Source organism: Pediococcus sp. M21F004, assembly GCF_051122535.1.
Taxonomy (GTDB): Bacteria; Bacillota; Bacilli; order Lactobacillales; family Lactobacillaceae; genus Pediococcus; species Pediococcus inopinatus.
The window spans coordinates 659500-684960 of record NZ_CP177314.1 but is presented as its reverse complement, the minus strand read 5'-3'; the positions used below and the strand labels follow the sequence as shown (position 1 = coordinate 684960).

The following is a 25461-nucleotide window of genomic DNA, read 5'->3' as shown; positions in this document are numbered from 1 at the left end:
ATCTTTTATGAAGATACAGGGTTATTTAATCGGTTTTAGGATTCTTGGTAATTTTATAATTACTAATTAAAATGGGATAGGTTTCATTGTCCGTTTCGTCATAGATAGAAATGGGGCGCTGCTCATTTGCACGAATCCGAATGTGATAACCGTAATTATCTAGAAAAGTAATGGTATATTTATCCCAACTTTCCACTTTGACTCGTACTTGGTGGGAATCAATGAACAAATCTAAGTTTGGTCGAATCTCAATAGTGTGGATGCGATCAGAGTCGTCAGCACGGTAATTCCAAGTGCCGACAAAAAACAACGGATTGCCTGGGTCCGGTATATCTTGTTCGTGAAGTTTTTTTGAAGTTAAAATCCCAGTTAAAAACGAAGCAACTACCAAGGCAATGTTTCTAGGCTTCACTTTCATCGCATCCTTTCCGTAAAATCCTTACACCTAAATAATATCATTTGTAATTGCTGAACACACGTAATTTTAATTAAATTTTACCGATTTTTTAAAACTGTCGGCTTTTAAATATACTTACCCCGCTAACACTGATAAAATGGATGAGGAAGTAAACAAAATTGGAGGGCAAATCATGATTAAACTGGGAATCATTGGCACCAATTGGATTACACAACAATTTGTAGATGCGGCACACGCCACAAAAAAGTATCAGTTAACGGCGGTATATTCGCGCACAACTGAAAAAGCCAAACAATTTGGCGAAAAAAATGGCGCAACCGGATTTTTTGATAACTTAACGGACTTTTTCAAAAGTGAGACGATCGATACATTCTACATTGCGTCACCAAACAGTTTGCATTTTGAACAAGCTAAACAGGGAATTGAAAACGATAAAAATGTGATTGTCGAAAAACCGATTGTTTCAAACATTAAACAGATGGAAATTTTGCGTCAGACTTTAGAGGAACATCCACAAGCACGCTTATTCGAAGCTGCTCGTCAGGTTCATCAACCAAATTTTAAAGTGGTTAAGGGCCAAGTTGCGATGCTTGATCGGGTTCAAGGCGCAACCTTAACCTATATGAAGTATTCGAGTCGTTACGACGCGGTGTTAGCTGGTGAAACGCCTAATGTGTTCACCCTTAACTTTGCCGGTGGGGCTTTACAAGACTTAGGAGTTTACGTAGCCTATGACGCGGTTGGCTGGTTTGGGATGCCGGATGACGTCGCTTATTACCCAACGCTGACTTCTACCAGAGTTGATGGCAAGGGCGTGGCGATTCTTCGTTATCCTGAGTTTGATGTGACCTTAAATATCGGGAAGACTAGCAATTCGTATTTAGGCTCCGAAATTTATGGCTTGAAAGATACAATTGTGATGGATAATCCCGCTGAATTGGGAAATGTCAGCATTCGTGATGAGGCTGGTAAAGAAACGGTCATCGGCACGAAGCCCGCTGATAATCCCATGATTTCTGAAGCAGAAGATTTTGGCCGAGTAATCAATGATCCCCAGAATGAACTTAATGATCGTGATTACTGGACTTGGCTTGATTTAAGCCAAAATGTTAACAAGTTACTATATAATTTACGTCAATCCGGCAAAATTGTTTTCCCGGATGATGCTCAATAGATAGATAGGAATTGAAAATGGATAAGGAATTTGAACAATTTTTTCAGCAACAAGGATTTAAAACGGCTACTGAGATTCAAACAGCCGTCTATGAGCCCCTCAAACAGGGTCGCTCGGTGATTGGTTTAGCTCCAACGGGATCTGGAAAAACCATCGCCTTTACAGTGCCGTTACTCGAAAAAACAGCCCCTGGGGATGGTACCCAGATTCTCGTGTTGTCTCCTTCCCAGGAACTAGCGGTGCAAACGACCGATGTCTTCCGCCAGTGGGGAGCGGTCAATAATATTAAGGCCACTTCATTAACTGGAGGGGCTAATATGCAACGCCAAATTGAGCGGTTGAAGAAGCATCCTGAGGTCGTGGTGGGAACGCCAGGCCGAATGTTATCATTGATTCATGAAAGTCGCTTAAAGCTCAAAGACATTCAAACGATTATTGTGGATGAAGCAGATGAACTTTTGACCGGCGAAACGCTGGATGAAGTTCGGGAGATTGTGATGTCGGCGCCGTCTGATGTGCAACTGGGCTTTTTCTCCGCTACGCAAACGCATAAACCTGCAGAACTTGAAGAAATCTTTGGTGTGGACATCGAAGAGTTTGATGTTCGGCAAACAGATAAAACACAAGGTGAAGTGGTTCATGGGTTAGTTCGGGTGGCAGATAATAAGAAGGTTGTGTACTTACGCCGATTGGCAAAACTCAAACACTTTCAGGCTTTGGTCTTCTTTAATCACGTTTCGACCCTTGAACACGTGGCAGCTGAATTAAAGCATGAACATGTTTCCAGTGTGAAATTAGCTGGGCATCAAGTGCAAACGGAACGAGCAACCGCCATGCGGAAGTTCCGTAAGGGTGAAGCTAAGTTGTTGCTTACCACAGAAATGGCAGCTCGGGGACTGGACATTGCTAACCTCCCAGCGGTAATTAATTTTGATTTGCCACCTAATGCGATTGCCTACACCCATCGAACGGGACGGACCGGACGCATGGGAAATACAGGGATGATCGTTAACATGGGAAATGACCATGATTTGCGGAACTTACGTAAATTGCTCCCTGAAAAAACGTTCAAGCCATTGTATCTGATGCACGGCAAACTAACGGATCAACTTGAAGAAGAAAAACCAGCCGAGGCGGTCGAAACCGTTGAAAAGAAGCAGGCTAAAGCTGAGGTTGATCCCAATGCAACTGTGGTGATGATGCCAACTGCCAAACCAAAAAAAGCAGTTAAAAAACATCCGACAAAAGCGAAGCCCAGTAAGCCAGCCTTTGCGGGTGGAAAACCTAAGAAACATGTGAAAAAGAATAAGCATTCCAAGAAAAAGGGAATGCGGCACAAAAATATTGAACGTAATGATAGGAAGAAATAAACATGACAACACCTTTAAAAACTTTAACAATTGCCGGTAGTGATACCAGTGCTGCTGGTGGAATGCAGGCTGATTTAAAAACATTTGAAGAATTCGGTACCTATGGAATGGTTGCTTTGACTTGTATCGTGACTATGGACCCCGCTGACTGGAGTCACCATGTTAATCAGGTTGCGCCCCAAATTTTGAAGGATCAATTAGCCACTGTGTTTAGCGGGGGCAATCCTGATGCAATGAAGACCGGGATGCTTGGCGATCAAGAAACAGTGGAGATTGCCTATCACGCCATTAAGGATCATCAACTTAAAAATGTGGTGATTGATCCGGTAATGATATGCAAGGGTGAAACGGATGTCTTGAATCCTGATGCAGCGAATGCCATTCGTGATTTGTTGATGCCATTGGCTGATGTGACAACGCCTAATTTGTTTGAAGCTGGTGTTTTATCTGGGATGGGGACATTACACAACTTAGATGAAATGAAGCAAGCAGCTAAGAAGATTCATGAGTTGGGCGCCAAAAATGTGGTGGTCAAAGGTGGTAAGGGCCTTAAGAGTGATGAAGCCGTTGACGTTTTCTATGATGGCCAGACTTTTGAAACGTTAAGTGCTAAGAAACAAGCGAGTGATCGCAATGCTGGTGCGGGCTGTACTTTTGCTGCTGCTGTAACCGGTGGCTTGGCAAATGGGCTTAGTGTGAGCGATGCGGTTCACCTCGCTAAGAAGTTTGATACAGCTGCCATTCAAAATGGCTTTGACCTAAATAAGTTTTTAGGACCAGTTTTTCATCCTGCATATCGGATGGAGAACGTTGGCAAGCTGATTTAAATATTAAAAAATAGATAAAAATCATACGGGAAAACCTCATCAGAAAGTTGAAGACGTTTTCTTTTTTTATTCCTTAAAAAAAGCTTAAAAAATATATTGCAATGTTTACAATTGAATGCTAGGCTCAAGTAGTGTTATGTTAAAAAAATGATAATAGCGGAGACTTTCAGTATGAAAAAATTCTTAGCTTGGTTTCTTTTGATCGTAATCGTGTTGTTAGTATTTGGTGGTGGCTGTTTTGCATTAGCTAAATACAACACGAATAGTTTGGCACATAGTTATTATCAAAAACTTACAGGCAAACCTGTTCGTTCATCAAAAAAACTAGAGACAGCTTATAAAGTTCCTGTCACAACGCAAAAAGATAAAGCTGCCAGTAAAGTTGATTCAGCTTTAAAAACAAATAATTTGGTTGGGTCAACTGCCATCATTAGAAAAGGGCAGTTGACATACCTGACAGCAACAGGCAGAAGTCACTATCCTGGTGGCTCAAAGAATACTAATACAACTAGGTATCAGATTGGTTCCGCGCAGGATTTGATTACCGCGGCATCCGTAATGAAATTGAGTCAACAAAAGAAACTTAAATTATCTGACAAGCTGAGTAAATACTACCCAAAGATTAGTGGGGCTAAGCAGATCACAGTTAAGAACTTGCTTAATATGACTTCTGGGCTAAGCATTACTGCCACGCCACCTGGAACTGATAGTTTTCCAACTTTATTAAGTTGGAATGAACGTAACGTTCAAAACAGCGGTCAAACTGGTAGTTATGATTATCAGGCTGTGAATTATGTGTTGTTGTCCGGAATTATTCAAATTGCGAGCGATCAACCTTATCGAGAGTTCATTCAAACACAAGTAATTGATAAGTTGAACTTGAAAAATACGGGGTTTGTGCTGAATAGTACCAAACGCGATAAACTGGCAACTTCGTATGAGGATAGTTATTCAGGTGGTAAAGTAGCAGTTACGGGAATGGCAAAAGTCCAAAGTACAAAACTTGGCCCTTATCAGATGTACATGAGTACACGGGATTTGGCAACCACGTATCTTTACATTCTGAGTGGTAAATTCATAAAAAGTACTAATGTAGATAAATTAATAGGTAGTAGCAAGCCTAGTTTTGTCGGTGGTGTTTACTCTGGTAAAAATTATTTCACTGTCCATGGCCAATTGGGTGGATACCAAGATAGCGTCCAAATTGATGCGGGCAAGCAAAATGGGGTAGTGTTACTAACTAACTATGTCCCTACCGGAATTAAGAGTACACAAACAGCCCCAATTATTTATAATACTGTTTTTAAATAAACAAATCGGAGGATTTTATGGATCAAGCAAGCAATAACGTAGTGACATTTAGTGAAATTTTATTAACACTACGCAAACATGTTAAGTTAATTTTGGGTACAACACTGATTGTGACTGTTTTGGCAGCCATTTTTACGTTCTTCATCATGACGCCCAAGTACAGTGCAAGCACACAAATATTGGTTAACCGTAAGTTAGATGCCAGTATGCAAGGGGCACAATTACAGGCTAATCAGGCAGATATTCAAATGATTAGTACATATAAGGATATTATTACCAGTCCAGTTATTCAGGATTCTGTAAAAAAACAAACGCAAAATCAACCAGGTTCAAAAGATAGTGATGTGAGTGTTTCAACGGAGACTAATTCACAAGTATTTACTGTCAATGTCACGTCGACAGATCCTGATACCGCAGCATCTGTCGCTAACAAAACGGCCTCGGTTTTTAAAAATAAGATCGGTAAAATAATGAGTGTTAATAATGTGACTATTGTCTCCAAAGCAACTGCCGATGAGCATCCTGTATCGCCCCGAACTAGTCTTAATCTTCTTGCCGGAATTGTATTGGGTTTGATCTTAGGTGTAGGACTAGCCTTTCTAAGTGAGTTCAATGATAAGACCGTTAAGGATGAAAGTTACTTAACTAATGATTTGGGATTAACGAGCTTAGGAATTGTGAATGAAATTAGTCAAAAGGATATTGATCGCCAAGTTCGGGAACAAACAGCAAGTTCGGAACGCTCAGATAAAATGCGACGAAGGGTTTAGGTGAAAAGATGCCATTATTTAGAAAAAAACATAAATTAGATAACGAAAATTTAAAACGTGGCGTTGGATTGGTTACAGTGACGGATCCCAATTCCGTAGTTTCTGAACAGTTCCGCACGATTCGGACCAATATTCAGTTCTCTTCGGCAGATAAGAAATTAAGATCGCTCGTCGTAAGTTCTGCGGAACCATCCGAAGGCAAGTCGACAGTTAGTTCCAATCTGGCCGTTGTTTGGGCTAAACAGAATCAAAAAGTGGTGTTAGTGGATGCGGATTTACGTCGCCCAACTGCCCACCGAACGTTTAATCTGTTGAATGCAGCTGGACTATCTAGTCTTTTAACTAATAATGCGGTTTACGAAGAAGTTGTGCAAACTACGAATATTCCTAATTTAAGTGTTATTAGTAGTGGTCCAGTGCCACCTAATCCTGCAGAATTATTAAACTCAAGAAATCTTGGGTCGCTGTTAGAGCGATTAATTACTGAATTTGATGTGGTGATTATTGATGCCCCTCCAGTCAATACAGTGACGGATGCTCAATTACTAGCAAGTAAAGCTGATGGAACGATTTTAGTTGTTCCTCAAGGTCGTGCTGAAAAGGGTAGTGTTACGCATGCCGTTGAACAATTAAAGACAGTTCACGCAAATTTGCTGGGAACTGTTATGAATCGTTTTAAGGCTGATAAAACTGCTGGTTATTATGGTGGATACTATGGCGGTTATTACGGAGTAGATGATAAGAATGATTGATTTACATTGTCATATTTTGCCTGGTGTGGATGATGGGTCTCCAGATATGGAAACCTCTTTGAAGCTCGCAAAGGTAGCTGTGGAACAAGGAATTACTCATATGCTACTCACGCCACATCATATGGATGGTGAGTATCTAAATCACAAAGCGGACGTAATTGTAAAAACAAAGTCTTTTCAAGAAGCTCTAGATCAAAATGGAATCCAGTTAACAGTCTATCCAGGACAAGAAGTACATATAACTGGGGAACTAATGCAGGCCATTGATCAAGATGATATTTTGTTTGCCGATGAAGGTAATCGATATTTGATATTGGAATTACCACATAATGAGGTTCCTGAATATACTAACCAGATGCTATTTACCTTGCAAGCACGAGGAATTACACCGGTATTAGTGCATCCGGAGCGTAATCAAGGGTTTATGAAAAATCCTGATCAACTGTATGATTTTGTGAATCAGGGATGCTTAACCCAGCTAACGGCAAGTAGTTATGTCGGTGTGTTCGGTAAACATGTTCAAAAGTTTACAGAGCAAATTATTGATGCTGGTTTGGGTTTTATATTTGCGTCTGACGCACATAATTTTGAAGGCCGTAATTTCAAAATGGCACAAGCATTTGAGAAGCTTGAAAAAGCAAAAGGCGCACGGTTTGTGGAAGTATATGGGGAAAATGCAAAGAGTATTATAAATGGAGATGATGTGATTTCGGGGGAGATCCATCACGTTCATGATAAGAAGAGAAAGGGACTCTGGGGATTGTTTTAATTAGTAATTTCAAGGAATAGGCTAAGAGGAGAGTATGATATGGAAATGAATAAGTCTAATGAGGAAGAAATATGGCTGGATAAGAATAAAGTTAATGAGCGCCATATCTATTATGCAGCTAAGCGTTTTTTTGACTTTATTGCTAGTTTACTTGCATTAATTATTTTGAGTCCTTCTTTCTTAATTATTGCAATTTTTATTAAATCGGAGGATTGGAGAGCACCCGTTTTTTATTCTCAAATTCGTTTAGGAGTTAATGGACGGCCATTTAAGATGTATAAATTTCGGTCAATGGTTGTGTATGCAGATAAGAAAATTCAAAAATTATTAGATAAAAATGAAGTTGATGGAGCAATGTTCAAGATTAAGAAAGATCCACGAATAACAAAGGTAGGAAAAACTATTCGTAAATATAGTTTGGACGAATTACCTCAATTATATAACGTTTTAACTGGCGATATGAGTCTGGTTGGACCACGGCCTCCGTTGCCCAGAGAAGTAGCTGAGTATACGGAATATGATAAACAACGATTGCTTGTCCAACCAGGATGCACAGGTCTGTGGCAAGTAAGCGGACGAAATTCAATTGGCTTTTCTGAGATGGTAGAACTAGATCTATCCTATATTAAACGAAGTAACGTTTTATTTGACACTATAATTTTATTTAAAACAATTAAAATTATGATTTTACCTAATGATGCATATTAATCCGAGAAAGAGGTATATCAGTTGGAAAAGCATGTTTTTATCATTGGTTCAAAAGGGATCCCTGCAAATTATGGTGGATATGAAACTTTTGTAGAATATTTAACCAAGTACCGTAAGAATAGTGATATTCATTATCATGTGGCTTGTAAATCAAAATAGAAAAAACAAAATCATGTTCATTTTGAACATAATAATGCGGATTGTTTTAATATCTATGTTCCCGATGTTGGACCAGCGCAAGCAATATATTATGATGTAGCCTCTTTAAACTACTCACTTAAGTGTGTTAAAAATCATAATATTTCAAAACCAATATTTTATATTCTAGCTTGTCGGATTGGGCCGTTTATGAAAAATATTGTTAAGAAGGCGCATGCAATTGGTGGCAAAGTGTATGTTAATCCAGACGGTCATGAATGGATGAGAGCCAAGTGGAGTATTCCAGTTAGAAAGTACTGGAAAATTTCTGAAAGGCTGATGGTTAAACATGCTGATTTACTAATTTGCGATAGTAAGAATATCGAAAAGTACATCAACTCTGTTTATAAAAAATATAAACCTACAACAACATTTATTGCTTACGGATCAAATGTTAAGAAATCTGATTTGACTGCTGCAAATTCTGAAATTACCGCATGGTTAAAAGAGTTTAACATCCAGCCCAAAAAATATTATTTGATCGTCGGAAGATTTGTTCCCGAAAATAATTATGAAACGATGATAAGAGAATTTATGCGTTCATCAACTAGGAAAGATCTTGTTATTATTACAAACGTTGCACATAATAAATTTTTTGAGGTATTAAAGGGGAACACACATTTTGAGTCTGACACGCGTATAAAGTTTGTAGGAACTGTTTATGAAGCGGAACTTTTAATGAAAATTCGCGAACTTGCTTTTGCATATTTACATGGGCATTCAGTTGGCGGAACGAATCCTTCTCTGCTCGAAGCTCTTGCTAGTACAGATGTTAATTTACTTTATGATGTTGGATTTAATAGGGAAGTTGCTGAGAATACGGCGTTTTATTGGAACAAGAGCACGGATAACTTAAAACAATTAATTAACAATGTTGACAACTTGAAGCCGGTTGATATTAAAAAAAGTGGAGAGTCTGCCAAAAAAAGAATAGAAAAAAATTATTCTTGGAATATTATCTTGAAGGCATATGAGCAAGTTTTTTGTGGAGGAGAAGATAAAAGGTGAAGAATATCTTGTATTTGCACGCAGGGTCAGAGATGTATGGATCAGATAAAATTTTGCTAGAATTGGTGACTGGATTGAACAAAAAATCATTTCATCCAATCGTTGTGTTGCCAAGTACGGGTGTGTTGGAAACAAAAATGTTGGAAGCTAATATTGAGGTTCATGTAGTGGATTACCCAATTCTTAGAAGAAAGTATATGAATTTTAAGGGCATACTAAAGTATTGTTACTTCTATCGACAATCAATAAAAAAGATCTTAAACACTTTTAAGGGAAGAAAAATTGATTTAATTCATATTAATACTCTAGCTGTACTTGAAGGAATTGCATTAAAGAGAAAATTAAGGGTACCTTTAATCTGGCATGTACATGAAATAATATTAAGACCACGAATTGTTTTTTTCGTGACAAGCTTTTTAGCAGGAATGTTTTCGGAAAAGATTGTGGCGGTATCCAAACCTGTTAAACAGCATTTAATAAATTCAAAATTAATATCTGCAAAGAAAATAGTGATTATTCATAATGGAATTGACAATAACATATATTCAGATCAGGCGAAGTTTAACTACATTTTCGATGAACTTGAAATTCCTGAAAACAGTGTTCGAGTTGGAATGATTGGTAGAATTAACGCTTGGAAGGGACAAAAAGATTTTTTGAACGCAATGTTTCCGTTGTTAAAGAAAAATAAAAATTTATATGCGTTTTTACTTGGGGGAACGTTTGATGGAGAGAAATGGCGCAGAGAAGAGCTAGAGGTACAAATAAAAAGTTCCGGGGTGAAGAGTCAGATTAGACTTTTAGACTTTAGGAAAGATACGGCAAGCTTTTATAACTTTTTTGACATTTTTGTTTTGCCCAGCACTAATCCTGATCCATTACCAACGGTTGTTCTAGAGGCCATGGCCAGTGGGAAATCAATCGTTGGTTATCGGCATGGAGGTATTACAGAAATGGTAGGAGAAAAAGAAAATGGTCTTTTGGCCGAGCCTGGGAACGTTCCTGATTTATCAAAAAAAATAAATACGTTGATTGGTAATAAGCAACTTAGAATTCGATACGGGGATAATTCAAAAATAAAAGAAGAAAAATATTTTTCTTTAGAGACTTTCTTATTAAATTTCTCAAAGCTATATCAAAACTTGACATCATCATAAATTGATAAAATATTTCGTTGTAGTGGCTTTTTTGTTTTAATATTCTTAATAATTGTTGAAAAGAAGGTATAAATTAGGTGAAGATAGCGTATTTAATACTTGCTCATGGAGATCCAGAAATGTTAGAAAAATTGGTGACTGCCTTGAACTATCATGCTGATTTTTTTATACATATAGATTCAAAAAGCAAAATGAATGTTAATCTTTTAAAAAAAATGGCAAATGTTTATTTTGTTAAAAGAGTTAATGTACGCTGGGCAGGATATTCGATGATAAATGCAACTTTAAACTTAATTGAAAAAGCATTAAAAGAAAACAATAAATACAAAAAAATTATATTGATTTCAGGGCAGGATTATCCATTGTATTCGGGGAAACAAATATTTGATCACCTAAATAACGATATTAACTATATACGTGGATTTAATGTTATGAGTTCAAAAGTCGAAAGTATTACAAAAGAAATTACAAATCGGTATATTTACGATATACCTTTTCTTGGGAAGAACGGTATTGCTTTTAGAATAGTTAGAAGAATTGTAAATGAAACGTGTGGTCTGGTTTGCAAAAAAAAAGATGGAAAAATAAGGTTCAATCAAAACTGTTCTTGGAATGTTTATAAAGGATCACAGTGGTGGGCACTTAACGAAGATTTTTTGCAGTATACGATGAATTTCTTGCATTCTAGTAATGGGAAAAAATTAAAAAAAGAAATGAAACATTATTTTTCCCCAGACGAAAAATTTTTCCACACTATTTTTTTTAATTCTGGTTTTAAATCGGCTAATATTGCACAAGGAGAAGAAGTTTTTCCAAGATATATATATATGAAAAAACATCAGTCAACGGCCGTTGTTGCTTTTTTTTCTAACATACATCTGATTCATCCGTCGTTAAATAAAGTGTTTACTCTGAGTGATCTTCACTATGTAAAGCAAAACATGAAGAATCCTAATGTCTTGTTCATAAGAAAAGTGAACAGTAAAGATTCCAAATTATTAATCCAATATTTGGATAAAAACGAGGTGTTTAAAAATTGATTTTGGCTGTTATTAATATTTATTTACCTGGTCTGTATGAAAAATATATAGCAAGTAATGTGAAAATACTATTGGATTCCGGCGTATACGTTTTATTGAATTTAAATGACGAAAAAGGCCTTTCTGAGTATCAAAAAGAATTCGATTTTTTGAAGAACGATCATGTCTTTGTGCTAAATAATAAGCGAAACACAATGCCTGGCTATGGCTTCAATGAAGGAATGAGACTGGCGTTAAAAAAAAATTTTGACTATTGTTTTTTTGTTGATCAAGATTCTATAGTCAGTGAAAAAACTGTTGAAGAAATTAAGAGACACATAGCTTCTTGTACGGATTTTTCCTTTCTTGCAACTAAAATTAAAGATGAAAAGGGGAAACAAACTTTAAGGTATTTTAGAGGGAATCTTTCTAAATCAATGACATTCTATTCTGTTCCCTTGAAAAAATATTGCAATGATCCAAAGATAAATGCAGCTGGATATTCGGGTATTATAGTGAAGATGTCCGTGGTGAGAAACAATCATATATATATAAATGAAACAATGGGTATTGAACTTGATGATTACGATTTCACATATCGATTGTCTAAAGTAGTACCTGGTTATTTGATGAACTCCGCTGTAATTACACACCCCAACAAGAAAAAGAATAGAAATAATAGATTCGGGGAACTGGTGGATGCTTTTTCCCTTTTATATTTTCTTGATAGATCTGGTAGGGATAAAAAGCATGTTGAAAATTATAGATATTTAATTGGTAAATATGGAGTAGGTGTAATTAAACAGTTCAAAATGTTTTTGATGCATTCTGTTTATATAGAAAAGTTTTTGAAGAAAACAAAAAAATAATTATCTTGTTTGGAGAGAAATACTGTTGTTATTAACTAAAAAGTTAAAAACTGGGATATACTTTGCTATGTATCTATTGTACATGATTGCGTTTTATATATTTTATGCTAGTAATTTTCAATCCCTTTTTGATAATGCAGAGACGATTTATCGTTTTTCTTATTATATAATTGTGCTGGCTATGTGTATATTATTTATTTTTTCTAAAATGCAGATGAAAAACTGGGTATTATCTATTTTCTTTGTGTTTGTTGGCTTTGTTTCTTATAGGAATGCAAATGATAATGTGATTTTGCTTACTATTTTTATGATAATAGGTGCTCAAAATATTGATTTTGAAAGATTTATAAAACTTGATTTTTTCCTTAGAATTTTTATTTTTCTTTTAGTATCAGTTTCTGAAAAAATTGGTATTATCGGGAGTACTGTATTATATAGATCAGATGGTTTTGTTCGTGACGGTTTTGGTTTTTTGCAACCTAATACAGCTGGAGCTTTACTACTAAGTATTTTTTTGGAATATTTTGTAATTAGATATAAAAAGATAAATGTGTTTGATTATGCATTGGGTGTCGGTATTATGATGTTTACTTTGGAAACAACTAATTCCAGATCAAGCGTTTTAGGTATGTTTCTGGGACTTATTCTCATGCTCGCTTTTAAGGGAAAAACAAACTTTTTGTTACGAAGTAGAGTGGTCGGATTTTTCATTAAATTACTTTTTCCAATATTAGCATTGTTGAGCTATTTTGCAGTTAGATTCTATAACCCTATGTCAAGACTCTGGAATATTCTTGACCAGTTGTTTAGTGGAAGATTAAACTTAATTTCATATTTTGTTAAAAATTATCCAGTGAAGCTACTTGGTCAATACATTCAGTTACAAGATCCAATGAATTTAAGGAATACATATTTTTTGGTTATGGATAATGGTTATATTTCAATGCTATTAAAATATGGAGTGGTTATACTTTTTGTTTTTTGTTATTTTTATATTTCTTATTCACGAAACTTGTTAAATGCTGCTAACTTTGCATATTTAATTCCAGTTATAATAATGAGTTTTGTTGGATTGATGGAAAACACTCTGTATTCTCCAGCCTATAACTTTACCTTGATATTATTGATATCTATTGCAGGTATTAAGAGTGTTGAGAGTTCAAACGAGTAATTTTAGGAGGTAACTAATGACACTCAAATCAAAGCTGAAATCTTTAGAACTATACAAACAAATGCAAAAGATAAATACTAGTAATTATCTTCTGGTTACGCATCCAATAGTTTCAATAAAATATAAAATTACGTCGTTTTTTATGAAGACACCTCGAGTAAAAGATATTGATAGTTCTATTCATGAGTTAGTAAATTCTAATTTTTCATTGAGTCGTTATGGCGATGGAGAATTTAGATGGATAGACCAGAGTTCCTCTTATCAATTTCAGGAAAATGACCCGATTTTAAGTAATCGGTTATTAGAAATCTTAAATAGTAGTTTGCTTAATCATAGAATTGGAATTCCAAATGTTTTTTCAGGAGTTGGAGAACTTAGTAAGACTGATGGCTTGGCCTGGGAAAAATTGATAAATAAATATGGGAAAAAATGGAGCTCCTATTTAAACAGTTCAAACATTTATTTAGATGCTAATTTGTCAAGGCCATATATCGACAGAGAAAAAAAAGAGAATAGCGGAGAGCATTTTAAAAATTTGCAAAAACTATGGAATAAAAAAGACGTTTTAATTGTAGAGGGACGAGAAACTAGGTTCGGTGTAAATAATGATTTACTTGATAATGCAGCAAACATTACACGAATTCTGTGTCCTGCGGAAAATGCATTTAGTTCATACAATCGGATACTGAATAGTGTCATTGAAAATCATACAAAAAAAGCAATTGTTCTAGTTGCATTGGGTCCAACTGCAACGGTTTTGTGTTTTGATTTGTGCAAAGCAGGAATACGTGCAATTGATATTGGACACCTTGATATAGAGTACGAGTGGTTTCTACGGTGTGCAGAAGAGAAAGAACCAATTGAAGGAAAATATGTCAATGAAGTTAAAGGAGGAAATTTGGTTACAAATACAATAATAAACCCTAAGTTTTTAGATGAGGTTGTTGATAGTATTGATTAAATAAAAGATTGCTATTTGGAATTAAAAACATAATACGATTTATTATGACATTCTGCTAACTTTTTGTACGAAGGTTTATTTTGTATTAAAAAATTAAACCTGATTAATTATGAAATATTTAATTTAATCGGATTTGAAAAACGACAGAATGCTTTAATGCAGGAGGAACAATGAAGGTATTAAAAAATTATTTATGGAATTCTTCGTATCAACTTTTTGTATTAATAGTTCCATTTGTAACCATTCCATATGTTTCTCGTGTCCTAGGTCCCAGTGGAATAGGTGTAAATGCGTATACTAATTCAATTATTCAATTTTTCATATTGTTTGGAAGCTTAGGATTTTCTCTGTATGGTAATAGAGAAACTGCATATCATAGAAGTGATAAATATGAATATTCTAAAATATTTTGGGAAGTATTGTTTTTAAGAGCCATCGCAGTTTTGTTCGTGTCATTTATTTTTTTTATTTTTCTTTTTTTTTATTCGGATTATAGACAAGCTCTTGTAATGCAATATTTTGCTCTCTTATCAGTTGCCTTTGATATTACATGGTTTTTTATGGGTATGGAAGATTTTAAGGTGACTGTTATAAGAAATATTTTTGTGAAATTAATTTCTGTTCTAGCAATTTTTACGTTTATTAGGGATAGTAAGGATTTAGTATTATATATTTTTATTCTGTCATTTTCTACTTTGCTAGGAAATTTGACGATGTTTCCATATTTAAGAAAGTACTTAGTCTCGGTGCCTCTAAATAAATTACGATTGTTTCGACATTTGAGGCCTACATTGATTTTGTTTGTGCCACAAATTTCAATTAATATTTATATAATTTTAAATAAAACAATGCTTGGTAAGATGGATTCAGTGACTGCGGCTGGGTACTTTGATAATGCAGATAAGCTTATCAAAGTGTTACTAATGGTTATAACTGCAACAGGTAGTGTGATGTTACCTCATATTGCTAATGCATATGCTAATCATGAATTTAAAAAAATAAAGAGTTCCTTGTACTTTTTCTTTAGTTTTGATTCTATATTGGCAATTCCCATGATGTTTGGAGTTATTGCAATATCTCGGTCTTTTGCAGTTTGGTTTTTTGGAAAAGATTTTTCTATGGTTGGAAATATTATGCAGATAGAAGCTTTAGTAATTCCAATAATGGCTTGGAGTAATGTAGTTGGAGCCCAATATCTGCTGCCACAGAATAGAAATAAGGAATACACAATTGCTGTCACGATTGGAGCAGTTTTAAATTTAATATTAAACATTCCTTTGATCCTTGTTTGGGGGGCTAGTGGAGCAGCTGTTGCAACAGTAATTTCTGAAGCCGGAGTGACAAGTTATGAATTATACACAATTTCTGGGGAAATCAAAATAAAATCACTATTTCATGAAATTTGGAAATTTATTTTTGCGGGGGCAGTTATGTGTTTTACTGTTCTTTTTCTGAATAGAAATATTAGCTTTGGCATAGGTACTCTTTTGTTTGATGCGTTAACAGGTGTGCTTATTTACGGAAGCTGTTTATTAGTTTTACGTCCAACTTTTTTAATGAATTTAATTACTAAAGTTGTTACTAAATATAAAAGAAAATGAGGAGATAAAAGATTATGAAGGGAATAGTCCTAGCAGGCGGTTCTGGTACACGACTTTATCCAATAACGGAAGCCATTTCAAAGCAATTAATTCCAATTTATGATAAGCCCATGATTTATTACCCATTATCAACAATGATGCTAGCGGGGATCAAAGATATTTTACTGATTTCGACACCTCGGGATACACCCCGTTTTAAGGAATTATTGGAAGACGGTTCACAATTTGGAATTAATATAACCTACAAAATTCAAGCCAAGCCTAATGGTTTGGCCCAAGCCTTTACTTTGGGCGCAGACTTCATTGGAGATGATTCTGTGTGCTTAATTCTTGGTGATAATATTTATTACGGTAGTGGTTTATCTGAATTAGTTCAGCGTTCCGCCCGAAAGACACAAGGAGCAACTGTGTTTGGTTATCAAGTAAATGACCCGGAAAGGTTTGGAGTCGTTGAATTTGATAACAATAATCATGTAAAGTCAATTGAAGAAAAACCAGAACATCCCGCAAGTAACTATGCGGTTACTGGCATGTACTTTTACGATAATCAGGTTGTGGATATTGCTAAAAATTTAAATCCATCATCACGAGGTGAATTTGAAATTACAGATATTAATAAAGAGTATCTCAAACGTAGACAACTTGATGTAGAATTGTTAGGACGTGGGTATGCTTGGTTAGATACCGGAACTCATGAATCTCTTCATGAAGCATCAGGCTTTATTGAAACAGTCCAGAAACGTCAGAACTTAAAGGTAGCTTGTTTAGAAGAGGTTGCTTATCGGATGGGGTACATCGATAAAGAACAAGTTTATAAATTAGCTCAGCCGTTAAAGAAGAATGACTATGGACAGTATTTATTGAGATTAATTGCGGAGGAAAACTAATGGGAAAATTAAAGGTAACAACTACAAAATTACAAGATGTTAAAATTATTGAACCAGCTGTTTTTGGTGATCAGCGTGGCTTCTTTACAGAAACTTATTCTGATCAAGATTTTAAAAAAGCTGGGATTAATTTTGATTTTATTCAAGATAATCAGTCTTTATCTACACAAGCCGGGGTATTACGTGGCTTACATTTCCAACGGGGAAAAGCAGCGCAAACAAAGCTAATTCGGGTCGTTACCGGTGCCGTATTAGATTTGATTGTTGATGTGCGTAAAGGATCTCCTACATATAAACAATGGGAAGGATACATTATTTCAGCAAGTAATCATCGTCAATTGTTGGTACCTAAAGGTTTTGCCCATGGTTTTGTAACTTTAACAAATGATGTTAACTTCTTATACAAATGTGATAATTATTACGATGCGGAAGCTGATGGTGGGTTCTCATTTAAGACGCCGGAATTAGGCATTACTTGGCCAATTGATTTTGATCAGGCTATTACTTCAGAAAAAGATGCCAAGCAACCAACATTTACTGAATTTGAGAAGGACAATCCATTCGTCTATGGTGAGATTTAGGAAGGATGCCTAATATGAAAAATATTATTGTTACCGGTGGTGCAGGTTTTATCGGATCTAATTTTGTTCATTATGTGGTGAATAACCATCCAGATGTAAAAATTACAGTTTTGGACAAACTTACTTATGCGGGTAATCGTGCAAATTTAGCAGGTCTTCCTGAAGATCGTGTGAAGCTGGTTGTCGGTGATGTTGCCGATGCAGAGTTGGTTGATAAGTTAGTTCAAGATGCCGACGCCGTTGTGCATTATGCGGCAGAAAGTCATAACGACAATTCATTGATTGATCCAAGCCCATTTATTCAGACCAATATTATTGGCACCTATACATTAATTGAGGCCTGTCGTAAATATGGTGTGCGTTATCACCATATTTCAACTGATGAAGTCTTTGGAGATTTACCTTTACGTGAAGATTTACCAGGTCATGGTGAAGGAGTTGGTGAAAAGTTCACACCCGATTCTCCTTACAAGCCAAGTAGTCCTTATTCTTCATCTAAGGCAAGCTCGGATTTATTAGTGCGTGCTTGGGTAAGATCGTTTGGACTAAAGGCGACAATTTCAAATTGTTCCAATAATTATGGTCCTTATCAACATATCGAGAAGTTTATTCCTCGGCAGGTAACTAATATTTTAAGTGGCATTCGGCCAAAGCTTTATGGATCAGGTAAAAATGTCCGTGACTGGATTCACACGAATGATCACTCTCGAGCAGTTTGGTTGATTCTCAATGAAGGTAAACTTGGCGAGACATACTTGATTGGTGCCGATGGTGAAAAAGATAACAAGACAGTGCTTGAAATGATTCTTGAGGGTATGGGCCAACCTGCCGATGCCTATGACCAAGTTAAGGATCGTCCAGGTCATGATATGCGTTATGCCATTGATTCCACAAAGTTGCGTACTGAGTTAGGCTGGAAGCCTGAATTTACTGACTTTAAAGAAGGTTTGCAGGACACAATTCAATGGTACACTGATCATGAAGATTGGTGGAAAGATGAAAAGAAGGCTGTTGAAAGTAAGTATGCTAAAAACGGTCAATAAGATTTAGCGGGCTAATGTCCCGCTTTTTTGATTTGAAAAAAGGAGAAAACCAAGAATGGATAACATTTTGATCACAGGGGCTACCGGACAATTAGGAACAGAACTAAGAAAATTATTGGATTCAAAAGGGATTAGTTATGCAGCTACAAATTCAAAGATTTTGGACATTACCGATGGGCAAAAAGTAAACGACTATTTTCAAATGAATAAACCTGACGTCGTTTTTCATTGCGCTGCATATACAGCGGTGGACGCTGCTGAGGAAGAACCCGGTAAGACGACAGATGAGAACGTGAATGTTGTTGGTACACAAAATGTTGCTCGTGCAGCTGAATCTGTTGGTGCCACATTTGTTTATATCAGTACGGACTATGTTTTTGATGGCAAAAATCCAGAAACGTATAAGGAAATGGACAAGCAGAATCCTCAAAGCGAATATGGTCGCACTAAGAGTTTAGGTGAAAAAGCTGTTCGCGAAACGATGAGTAAGTACTACATTATCAGAACTTCATGGGTGTTTGGTAAGTATGGTAAGAACTTTGTGTACACAATGTTAAACTTGGCAAAAACTCATGATGTGATTACGGTAGTAGACGATCAAGTCGGTCGGCCAACTTGGACTAAGACATTAGCGGATTTTATGTTGTATGCAGTTGAAAATAAAGTTCCTTACGGCGTTTACAATTTGAGTAACGACAATCAAGCCAGCTGGTTCGAGTTTGCTACAGAAATTTTGAAGGAGACCGCAACCGAAGTAAAACCTGTAACTTCTGCAGAATATCCTCAAAAAGCAACCCGGCCAGCTCATTCAGTATTATCCATAGAAAAAACTAAGGCAACTGGTTTCAAGATTCCAACGTGGCAGGAAGCTTTGAAGCAAATGCTAGCAGTTATTGATAAGTAAGTGTTTAGTTTATAATGGTAGCGAGTAAAATTGCTTCCTTACATATTTTTATACAAAGGTTAAGTTTGTGAAGATTTAATGAATTTTACGATGGAGTAGCATACAATGATAATAGTTAATTTTCAGGAGGCGTGATATGAGACATGAACATGAACCTAAACAAAGAAAGCATACAGTAAGAAACGTGATTTTGACAGTTATTTTGGTTTTGTTGGTTTCTGTGGGGGCATATGCAGCACGGAAATACTACAATATCAAACATGCGGTTGATAATACGTATCAAAGTGCTGGGATTAAGAAAAACCGAAATGCAAATGCTGTGATTCAGGCTAAAAGTCCCATTTCGATCTTAATTATGGGGACTGATACGGGTGCGTTGGGACGTTCTTACAAAGGACGGACAGATACGATGATGTTGATTACGTTGAATCCTAAGAAGGACAAAACAACGATCACGAGTATTCCCCGTGATACTGGTATAACCATTCCAGGATACGAGAGTGAATCACCATCGAAGATCAATGCAGCTTATGCGTTTGGAAGCTCTGGTACTGCCATTAAGACGGTTCAAGAGATGCTGAATGTGCCGATTGATTTCTATGCGGTCATGAACATGGGTGGCATGGAAAAAGTAGTCAACGCGGTTGGTGGGGTAACAATCACACCTACGTTGAGTTTCTCTTATGATGGCTATACTTTCACCAAGGGGCAATCTACTAAGATGAACGGTAAGAAGGCTTTGGCCTATTCACGAATGCGTTATAGTGATCCTGATGGGGATTACGGAAGACAAACGCGTCAACGCGAAGTGATTATGGCGATTATGAGTAAGGCTGGATCAATCTCAAGTTTGCTTAATAAGGACTTCTTGGATTCAGTCTCATCCCAGATGAAGACAGATTTGACGTTTAGCGACTTATCAGCGATTGCGCAGAACTATCTTGGCGCACGCAAATCAGTTTCACAGACTCATTTGCAAGGAACTGGTCAGACGGTTAATGGTCAGAGTATGGAACTGATGGCTAAGAGTGAGTTACAGCGTGTGACGAACCTTAACAGAAAGAACCTGGGCTTGGATCATGCAACAACCGGGAATATTGCATTGAGTGTGTCCGATGCTAGTTCCAGTTCGGATAGTAGTGTGCAGAGTGCTAATGTGAATGCAGGAAATTAAAAAAAATGCCAAACGAAGATAAAACTTAAGTTTTATCGGGTCTCTGTCAAATCGTATTGGTGGAGATTTTGAACGGCACATTCACTTCGGTGAATGTGCTTTTTGTTTACTCATGAATTAAACTAATCCGGATAAAGAAGTTGTCAATATTTCGAAAACCAAAACAGTTACGCTTTAATGCCTTGATTTTACGATTAAGTCCTTCAATTGGACCGTTGGAAAATTGATAACGACAACTGTTTAGAAGGGCTGAACCATTTTTGATAAACGTGTTGATCGTTATGTCCATTTGATTACTAGTGGGTTGGTAGTTAGTAAGTAAGGATTGGAACGCATTAGCATCCTTTTGGTGTATGGCACTTAAGATACCTTGATAGGTTTGATACACAGATCTAAATCTGGGAAAAGCGTCTAGAGCTAAATCAATGGCGTTTTGTTGCGTCATATACTCGTTAATTCCGCGTAAATAAACAGCCTTAGAATCATTAACTTTTATTTCATCAAGATGAAATAAACGCCATTGAGATTTTAAAATATGATAAATTCGTGAATGCTTATCTTGGATAGTACGAATGGTCTGCGTGCGTTCATTATCTAAGGCACGCCCAGCCAGTTGAATAATATGGAAACGATCGATAATCGTGGCCGCATTGGGAAATAAGTGATGAATGAAGCTGCCATATTCAGCATTCATGTCAATCGTCACTGATTGAACTTGGGCACGTTCTTGAACCGAAAAACGAGCTTCAAAGTAGTCAATGATATCTTTACTTAGCCGATCTTTTAAAGTAACAATTCGGCGATGACTAACGGCATCGCAACAATTAAAGGACATCCAGTGATTACAGGAACGAAATTCATCAAAGCAAAGATTCTCTGGGAGATGTTTAACACGATAGGCTAAGTGAATATTGGCATTTAGGATTCGTTGAACACTGCTTGGCGAAATTCCACAAAGTTTAGCAATTTCTTTACTCGTCAACATATCGCGTGCCAAAACGATCACTTGATGTTTGATATTATGTGTGAAAGTTTCGTTACGATTAACCAACTTAGTTTTAGCACCACAGGTTTTTGAACAATCTTTACATTGGTATCTTTGACGTTTTAAATGCATTTCGTAACGACCACCGGATAAGGTTCCTAAACGCAGGTGACTCATGTGAGTTCCGTTTTTAATTAAGCTTTTATGGCCACAATGTGGGCACTTTAAAAGTTGATAAGACAAAGTTGCATGGACGACATGAATACGTTGGTTTGTGGAACACCGTTCTTTAGAAATACCAGTGACAATTAAGTTTGGGTCTGTTATTTCGAATAAGCATAAGATAGAATTAGTTAGGGACATCTGAATTTCCTCTTTTCGATTTGTTTTGGCGATTAAATCGTAGCACAAAGAGGACAGATGTCCTTTTTTATTTTTCTGATTTTCAAAACAGACAAAAAACCGGTATTAGTTATTCACCAATACCAGAAAGTGTAGACCCGTTTTATCTTCGTTTGGCATTTTTTTTAATTCCTAATATTATTCTAACAAGTATATTTACTTATTAGGATAAATAATAAAAAATATTAAAAAGGAGTTTTTTTCGGAAAAAACCTCCAAAGTCAAAAAAACGGCTTTTAAGGTATTCTCAGTTTTTAAGTATAGAATTTTGTCAAAAAGAGCAAAAACAGCTTAAAACGCATTAATTTGCCAAATACGGCATACCACACGTTGTGATTTACAAACTTAGTGGTATAATAAAAAAGTAAGAGAAAAAAAGACCAACGGCTGCCACCGCTGATCTTCGGAAACTAAGAGTTGATAATTTGGAATATTACTCAAACTCTAACTGCAGTTACGATATCATTTTTTTAAAAAATTTGCAAATGCTTATTATCAACATTAGTTTCTACTTCTCTTAACAAAATGGATGTAGTATGAATCTATGGACACGATTTAGTATAATGCCATTATAGGAAGGATCGTGTTCTGATGTCTAAACAGAAATACTCAGTTGATTTCAAAAAAATGATCGTTAAACTCTACCAGGATGGCACCTCGGTAGTTGAGCTTACAAATGAATATGGTATTGCAAATGTCACTATTTACAAATGGATCAATTTATACAAAGAGGACAAAGAAACTGGTGCCTCGAAAGCTGATATTTTAGCGCTACAGAAGCGTCTTAATCGGCTTGAAAGTGAGAATGATATCTTAAAAAAAGCCTTAACCATATTCGCCAAAAAGTAAGCTCGGAAGATTGGCAAGCCGCAATCAAACCAAATCTAAAGCAACATCGCATTAAGGAGATCTGTCAGGTACTACAAGTCCCTCGTTCCACGTATTATGATCAACAGAATCATTATATCTCACCACAAGCAGAACATCGAAAGACGCTCTGCCAAGCGATCAAGCGCATTTATTATAATCACCGTCGGGTCTATGGCGCTCCTAAGATTTTAAAGGAATTGAAAAAAGAGGGACTAGCCGCAAGCATCAAGTTAGTTCAGCGTTTAATGCGCCAAATGGAACTTAAATCGATCACCCTAAAGAAGTGGCATTACCAACAAGCAAATAATATCGACGAAGCGAATTATCCGAACCTGCTCGCTCAGGATTTTAGCATGACAGCACCAAATCAAAAATGGTGTGCCGATATCACTTACGTTCACACCAAAGCTGATGGCTGGTGTTATTTATCAAGCATCCAGGATCTGTATTCACGTAAAATCATTGCCCACAAGTTGAGTCGTCACATGACTGCCGATCTAGTGCTCGACACTTTAAAACAAGCTTTTGAAACCAGAAAAGTAACAGACCAGTTGATCATTCATACCGATTTAGGCAGTCAATACCGCAGCACCACCTTTGAAGAACTTCTACGACAACGCCATATCCAGCACTCTTATAGCAAGCGCGGTTGTCCATATGACAATTCAGTTCTGGAGTCATTCCATGCCAGCTTAAAAAAAGAGGAAGTTTATCAGACCCATTACCAAAATTTTGATGAAGCAAATGTGGCTTTATTTAGCTACATTGAGAGCTTTTACAACAATGATCGGATTCATAGTGCCATTGATTATTTAACCCCGAATGAAAAGGAAGAATTAGTCGCTTAAATTATACATAAACGTGTCCGGATTCTTGACTCAGATCCAAAAATAGGAGATGGAAATATGCATGCACAAGAATTATTTTGTTTAGATCCAAGTTCAAATTATGGTTTTGTGAATATTGATGTTATTAATGATTCACTTATTTTTCTTGATCCAAGTCGATTTCATAGAAACGTACAGAATTTCAATGGCGATTTAGCTTTAGAAAAAATTTTTGATTTTTGCGAAACGGTTTTACATTTTTATGAAACCGGGGAAAAAAGCCAAGCCAAACAACTACTGCAATATTCTGGTGAAAATAATTTATTACATTTTGGTATGTCTAGTGGAAAATCTGCGGGAAAAGGTTTTTCTGAGGATGGACTAAAGAAAGTTTTTGATACAATCAGTCAGCTAAGCAAACTTGATGATGAAGAACGCAATGATATAAATGTATGGTCAATTGTTATACCTGGTTTTGGAGAGGATCACTTATCTGATCTATCGATTAGCCTAGTTGGCCAAGAAATAGCAGATTATAGTGAATCTGTCTATAAGAAACTTGGTATTGCTACTTCCGCCCGAATGGAAAAAGTTGGAAATACTTGGGATGTGAAGTCGCATTGCTTTGTAGATGCACGTTCGTGTTTACCGATTGTGGAAGGTAAGCCATATAGAATACTATTATGTCCAACGCAGCTTGCTGTGAAAAGGTATGGCTATTCAACGCAAAGTTTTATCAATAAAATAGTTCTTGCACATAAACAAACTGAAGGTTTTAACAACGGAAGCTTAGTTCGTGAAAAAAAATTAAAAAATGGATCCGTAAAGAAGACTCCGTTTTCAAAGAAGGATTTACAGGAAAAAGAACTTAAAAAATATTCGGGAGATACTTATAAATATAAGCAGTACGCTCTTGATGAAATTATAAAGTATCCGAAATATTTAGATGAACTTCCAGAAGGCATAGGACTCGAAAACGACAATGATATAAATAGTTTCTGTTAAATATAATATAAAAACTGCAGTTGATAATTGAATAAATACAAAAACGATCTCAGAGTTTACTTTTCTGAAGGTCGTTTTTTTCGGTTTTTAAGAATAAATTGAAAGGAGACATCAAGTAGAAGCCAATCACCACACCAGCAGCATTGTGGATCACATCCATAACGTCAACAGTTCGGTTGAGGTGAACGACTTGATCTAATGCAAATTGGCCACCTTCGTTAAATAGGGCGAAACCTAAAGCGATGAGCAGGACCTCAATTAGCAGTGGGCGATCCTTGTGGCCAAAGATATATAGATAGACACCCATTGGGACGGTCATCACGATGTTTAACATGCCTTGCATGCCATAATCTTGGTAAGGGGTCATAATGACCTTAGCGTAGCCAATATGGATTGCGTGTGAGTATAATTCAGAGCCGAAGGAATAGACGCCCGGAGTAAAGATTAAGTAGAACACGCTGATTGCGTAAACGATAAAACTGAGGCGCACAATTCCAGCAGTTATAGAAGGTTTCTGTTTGAGCTTTTGTAAATTATAGATTGCGATCAACATTGAAATTATTACAAACGGCACGTACTTCAGAATCGTCACTTGACCACCTCCCAAAATTAATTAATGTTTCCATTGTATCGCAAATATTCTTTGAAGGAAACCCATAAGTACGCGGTTTTTCGTTAACTTTTTCTTAAGGCCTTCGAA

Annotated in this window: 25 protein-coding genes and 1 pseudogene; 23 read left to right on the top strand and 3 right to left on the bottom strand. The window is 36.3% G+C overall.

Going from position 1 to position 25461, the window contains the following annotated elements:
- Positions 1-25: 25 nt before the first annotated feature.
- Positions 26-412, bottom strand: a complete 387-nt coding sequence (locus ACLHK8_RS03585; RefSeq protein ID WP_057771954.1) for a DUF4828 domain-containing protein — start codon at positions 410-412, stop codon at positions 26-28.
- Between the two features lie 178 nt (positions 413-590).
- Here ACLHK8_RS03585 and ACLHK8_RS03580 point away from each other — a divergent pair, with 178 nt between their 5' ends.
- The 20 genes and pseudogenes from ACLHK8_RS03580 to ACLHK8_RS03485 all read left to right on the top strand — a co-directional run bounded on the left by ACLHK8_RS03580 (position 591) and on the right by ACLHK8_RS03485 (position 20672).
- On the top strand, positions 591-1592 hold the full coding sequence (locus ACLHK8_RS03580) for a Gfo/Idh/MocA family protein (protein ID WP_434520412.1): 1002 nt from the start codon (positions 591-593) through the stop codon (positions 1590-1592).
- Positions 1593-1609: 17 nt separating this feature from the next.
- Positions 1610-2962, top strand: coding sequence for a DEAD/DEAH box helicase (locus ACLHK8_RS03575; RefSeq protein WP_057771958.1), 1353 nt, complete (start codon positions 1610-1612; stop codon positions 2960-2962).
- Positions 2963-2964: 2 nt separating this feature from the next.
- Positions 2965-3789 (top strand): bifunctional hydroxymethylpyrimidine kinase/phosphomethylpyrimidine kinase, encoded by an 825-nt coding sequence (thiD, locus tag ACLHK8_RS03570; RefSeq protein ID WP_057771961.1) that lies wholly within the window; start codon positions 2965-2967, stop codon positions 3787-3789.
- Between the two features lie 171 nt (positions 3790-3960).
- Positions 3961-5100 carry a serine hydrolase domain-containing protein gene (locus tag ACLHK8_RS03565; RefSeq protein ID WP_323707301.1) on the top strand — a complete coding sequence of 380 codons (1140 nt, stop codon included), beginning with the start codon at positions 3961-3963 and terminating at the stop codon, positions 5098-5100.
- 17 nt (positions 5101-5117) lie between these two features.
- The gene (locus ACLHK8_RS03560; protein WP_434520411.1) at positions 5118-5870 is read left to right on the top strand and encodes a YveK family protein; all 753 of its coding nucleotides are present in this window, start codon (positions 5118-5120) and stop codon (positions 5868-5870) included.
- A gap of 8 nt (positions 5871-5878) precedes the next feature.
- Positions 5879-6622 (top strand): CpsD/CapB family tyrosine-protein kinase, encoded by a 744-nt coding sequence (locus tag ACLHK8_RS03555; protein WP_434520410.1) that lies wholly within the window; start codon positions 5879-5881, stop codon positions 6620-6622.
- Positions 6609-7391, top strand: coding sequence for a tyrosine-protein phosphatase (locus ACLHK8_RS03550; RefSeq protein ID WP_434520490.1), 783 nt, complete (start codon positions 6609-6611; stop codon positions 7389-7391). Before ACLHK8_RS03555 ends, ACLHK8_RS03550 begins: the two co-directional genes overlap by 14 nt.
- A gap of 39 nt (positions 7392-7430) precedes the next feature.
- On the top strand, positions 7431-8099 hold the full coding sequence (locus tag ACLHK8_RS03545) for a sugar transferase (protein ID WP_434520409.1): 669 nt from the start codon (positions 7431-7433) through the stop codon (positions 8097-8099).
- A 21-nt stretch (positions 8100-8120) separates the two neighbouring features.
- Positions 8121-9305 (top strand): annotated as a pseudogene (gene cps2T / locus ACLHK8_RS03540) (beta 1-4 rhamnosyltransferase Cps2T).
- Positions 9302-10462, top strand: coding sequence for a glycosyltransferase family 4 protein (locus ACLHK8_RS03535; protein WP_434520408.1), 1161 nt, complete (start codon positions 9302-9304; stop codon positions 10460-10462). Before cps2T ends, ACLHK8_RS03535 begins: the two are co-directional and overlap by 4 nt.
- Positions 10463-10539: 77 nt before the next feature.
- Positions 10540-11502, top strand: coding sequence for a beta-1,6-N-acetylglucosaminyltransferase (locus tag ACLHK8_RS03530; protein ID WP_434520407.1), 963 nt, complete (start codon positions 10540-10542; stop codon positions 11500-11502).
- Positions 11499-12350 carry a glycosyltransferase gene (locus ACLHK8_RS03525; RefSeq protein WP_434520406.1) on the top strand — a complete coding sequence of 284 codons (852 nt, stop codon included), beginning with the start codon at positions 11499-11501 and terminating at the stop codon, positions 12348-12350. The genes ACLHK8_RS03530 and ACLHK8_RS03525 overlap by 4 nt, the downstream gene beginning before the upstream one ends.
- A 25-nt stretch (positions 12351-12375) precedes the next feature.
- Entirely contained in the window at positions 12376-13521 is a 1146-nt protein-coding gene (locus ACLHK8_RS03520) for a hypothetical protein (protein WP_434520405.1), read from the top strand.
- A gap of 16 nt (positions 13522-13537) precedes the next feature.
- Positions 13538-14482: a GT-D fold domain-containing glycosyltransferase gene (locus tag ACLHK8_RS03515; RefSeq protein WP_434520404.1), complete on the top strand. Its 945-nt coding sequence runs from the start codon at positions 13538-13540 to the stop codon at positions 14480-14482.
- A 170-nt stretch (positions 14483-14652) separates the two neighbouring features.
- Positions 14653-16083 carry a flippase gene (locus ACLHK8_RS03510; RefSeq protein WP_434520403.1) on the top strand — a complete coding sequence of 477 codons (1431 nt, stop codon included), beginning with the start codon at positions 14653-14655 and terminating at the stop codon, positions 16081-16083.
- A 14-nt stretch (positions 16084-16097) separates the two neighbouring features.
- Positions 16098-16970, top strand: a complete 873-nt coding sequence (gene rfbA / locus ACLHK8_RS03505; RefSeq protein WP_434520402.1) for a glucose-1-phosphate thymidylyltransferase RfbA — start codon at positions 16098-16100, stop codon at positions 16968-16970.
- Positions 16970-17551 (top strand): dTDP-4-dehydrorhamnose 3,5-epimerase, encoded by a 582-nt coding sequence (gene rfbC, locus ACLHK8_RS03500; protein ID WP_434520401.1) that lies wholly within the window; start codon positions 16970-16972, stop codon positions 17549-17551. Before rfbA ends, rfbC begins: the two co-directional genes overlap by 1 nt.
- Before the next feature lie 14 nt (positions 17552-17565).
- A complete protein-coding gene (gene rfbB, locus ACLHK8_RS03495; RefSeq protein WP_434520400.1) occupies positions 17566-18594 on the top strand; it encodes a dTDP-glucose 4,6-dehydratase in 1029 nt (342 codons plus the stop codon).
- Between the two features lie 55 nt (positions 18595-18649).
- Positions 18650-19498, top strand: a complete 849-nt coding sequence (gene rfbD, locus ACLHK8_RS03490) for a dTDP-4-dehydrorhamnose reductase (protein WP_434520399.1) — start codon at positions 18650-18652, stop codon at positions 19496-19498.
- A 136-nt stretch (positions 19499-19634) separates the two neighbouring features.
- Positions 19635-20672, top strand: coding sequence for an LCP family protein (locus tag ACLHK8_RS03485; protein ID WP_434520398.1), 1038 nt, complete (start codon positions 19635-19637; stop codon positions 20670-20672).
- 106 nt (positions 20673-20778) lie between these two features.
- On the opposite strand, the gene ACLHK8_RS03480 is transcribed toward ACLHK8_RS03485, so the two are convergent.
- Positions 20779-22068 carry an ISL3 family transposase gene (locus ACLHK8_RS03480; protein WP_434520397.1) on the bottom strand — a complete coding sequence of 430 codons (1290 nt, stop codon included), beginning with the start codon at positions 22066-22068 and terminating at the stop codon, positions 20779-20781.
- Positions 22069-22650: 582 nt separating this feature from the next.
- Between ACLHK8_RS03480 and ACLHK8_RS03475 the strand changes: the two genes are divergently transcribed.
- From ACLHK8_RS03475 to ACLHK8_RS03465, 3 genes are read left to right on the top strand one after another with little or no spacing between them, the layout of a single operon-like run.
- A complete protein-coding gene (locus tag ACLHK8_RS03475; RefSeq protein WP_063698079.1) occupies positions 22651-22908 on the top strand; it encodes a transposase in 258 nt (85 codons plus the stop codon).
- Positions 22893-23777, top strand: coding sequence for an IS3 family transposase (locus ACLHK8_RS03470; RefSeq protein ID WP_434520489.1), 885 nt, complete (start codon positions 22893-22895; stop codon positions 23775-23777). Before ACLHK8_RS03475 ends, ACLHK8_RS03470 begins: the two co-directional genes overlap by 16 nt.
- A gap of 57 nt (positions 23778-23834) precedes the next feature.
- Positions 23835-24761: a hypothetical protein gene (locus ACLHK8_RS03465; RefSeq protein WP_434520396.1), complete on the top strand. Its 927-nt coding sequence runs from the start codon at positions 23835-23837 to the stop codon at positions 24759-24761.
- A gap of 49 nt (positions 24762-24810) precedes the next feature.
- Here the strand turns inward: ACLHK8_RS03465 and ACLHK8_RS03460 are convergent, their stop codons facing one another.
- Positions 24811-25353 carry a VanZ family protein gene (locus tag ACLHK8_RS03460; protein WP_434520395.1) on the bottom strand — a complete coding sequence of 181 codons (543 nt, stop codon included), beginning with the start codon at positions 25351-25353 and terminating at the stop codon, positions 24811-24813.
- Positions 25354-25461: the final 108 nt, after the last annotated feature.

Excerpts from the sequence above, each read along its gene's own strand:
- thiD (WP_057771961.1), top strand. The coding sequence starts at position 2,965 with ATGACAACACCTTTAAAAACTTTAACAATTGCCGGTAGTGATACCAGT.
- rfbC (WP_434520401.1), top strand. The coding sequence starts at position 16,970 with ATGGGAAAATTAAAGGTAACAACTACAAAATTACAAGATGTTAAAATT.
- ACLHK8_RS03575 (WP_057771958.1), top strand. The coding sequence starts at position 1,610 with ATGGATAAGGAATTTGAACAATTTTTTCAGCAACAAGGATTTAAAACG.
- ACLHK8_RS03560 (WP_434520411.1), top strand. The coding sequence starts at position 5,118 with ATGGATCAAGCAAGCAATAACGTAGTGACATTTAGTGAAATTTTATTA.
- ACLHK8_RS03555 (WP_434520410.1), top strand. The coding sequence starts at position 5,879 with ATGCCATTATTTAGAAAAAAACATAAATTAGATAACGAAAATTTAAAA.
- ACLHK8_RS03545 (WP_434520409.1), top strand. The coding sequence starts at position 7,431 with ATGGAAATGAATAAGTCTAATGAGGAAGAAATATGGCTGGATAAGAAT.
- ACLHK8_RS03475 (WP_063698079.1), top strand. The coding sequence starts at position 22,651 with ATGTCTAAACAGAAATACTCAGTTGATTTCAAAAAAATGATCGTTAAA.
- ACLHK8_RS03485 (WP_434520398.1), top strand. The coding sequence starts at position 19,635 with ATGAGACATGAACATGAACCTAAACAAAGAAAGCATACAGTAAGAAAC.
- ACLHK8_RS03515 (WP_434520404.1), top strand. The coding sequence starts at position 13,538 with ATGACACTCAAATCAAAGCTGAAATCTTTAGAACTATACAAACAAATG.
- ACLHK8_RS03465 (WP_434520396.1), top strand. The coding sequence starts at position 23,835 with ATGCATGCACAAGAATTATTTTGTTTAGATCCAAGTTCAAATTATGGT.
- rfbA (WP_434520402.1), top strand. The coding sequence starts at position 16,098 with ATGAAGGGAATAGTCCTAGCAGGCGGTTCTGGTACACGACTTTATCCA.
- ACLHK8_RS03580 (WP_434520412.1), top strand. The coding sequence starts at position 591 with ATGATTAAACTGGGAATCATTGGCACCAATTGGATTACACAACAATTT.
- ACLHK8_RS03510 (WP_434520403.1), top strand. The coding sequence starts at position 14,653 with ATGAAGGTATTAAAAAATTATTTATGGAATTCTTCGTATCAACTTTTT.
- rfbB (WP_434520400.1), top strand. The coding sequence starts at position 17,566 with ATGAAAAATATTATTGTTACCGGTGGTGCAGGTTTTATCGGATCTAAT.
- rfbD (WP_434520399.1), top strand. The coding sequence starts at position 18,650 with ATGGATAACATTTTGATCACAGGGGCTACCGGACAATTAGGAACAGAA.
- ACLHK8_RS03565 (WP_323707301.1), top strand. The coding sequence starts at position 3,961 with ATGAAAAAATTCTTAGCTTGGTTTCTTTTGATCGTAATCGTGTTGTTA.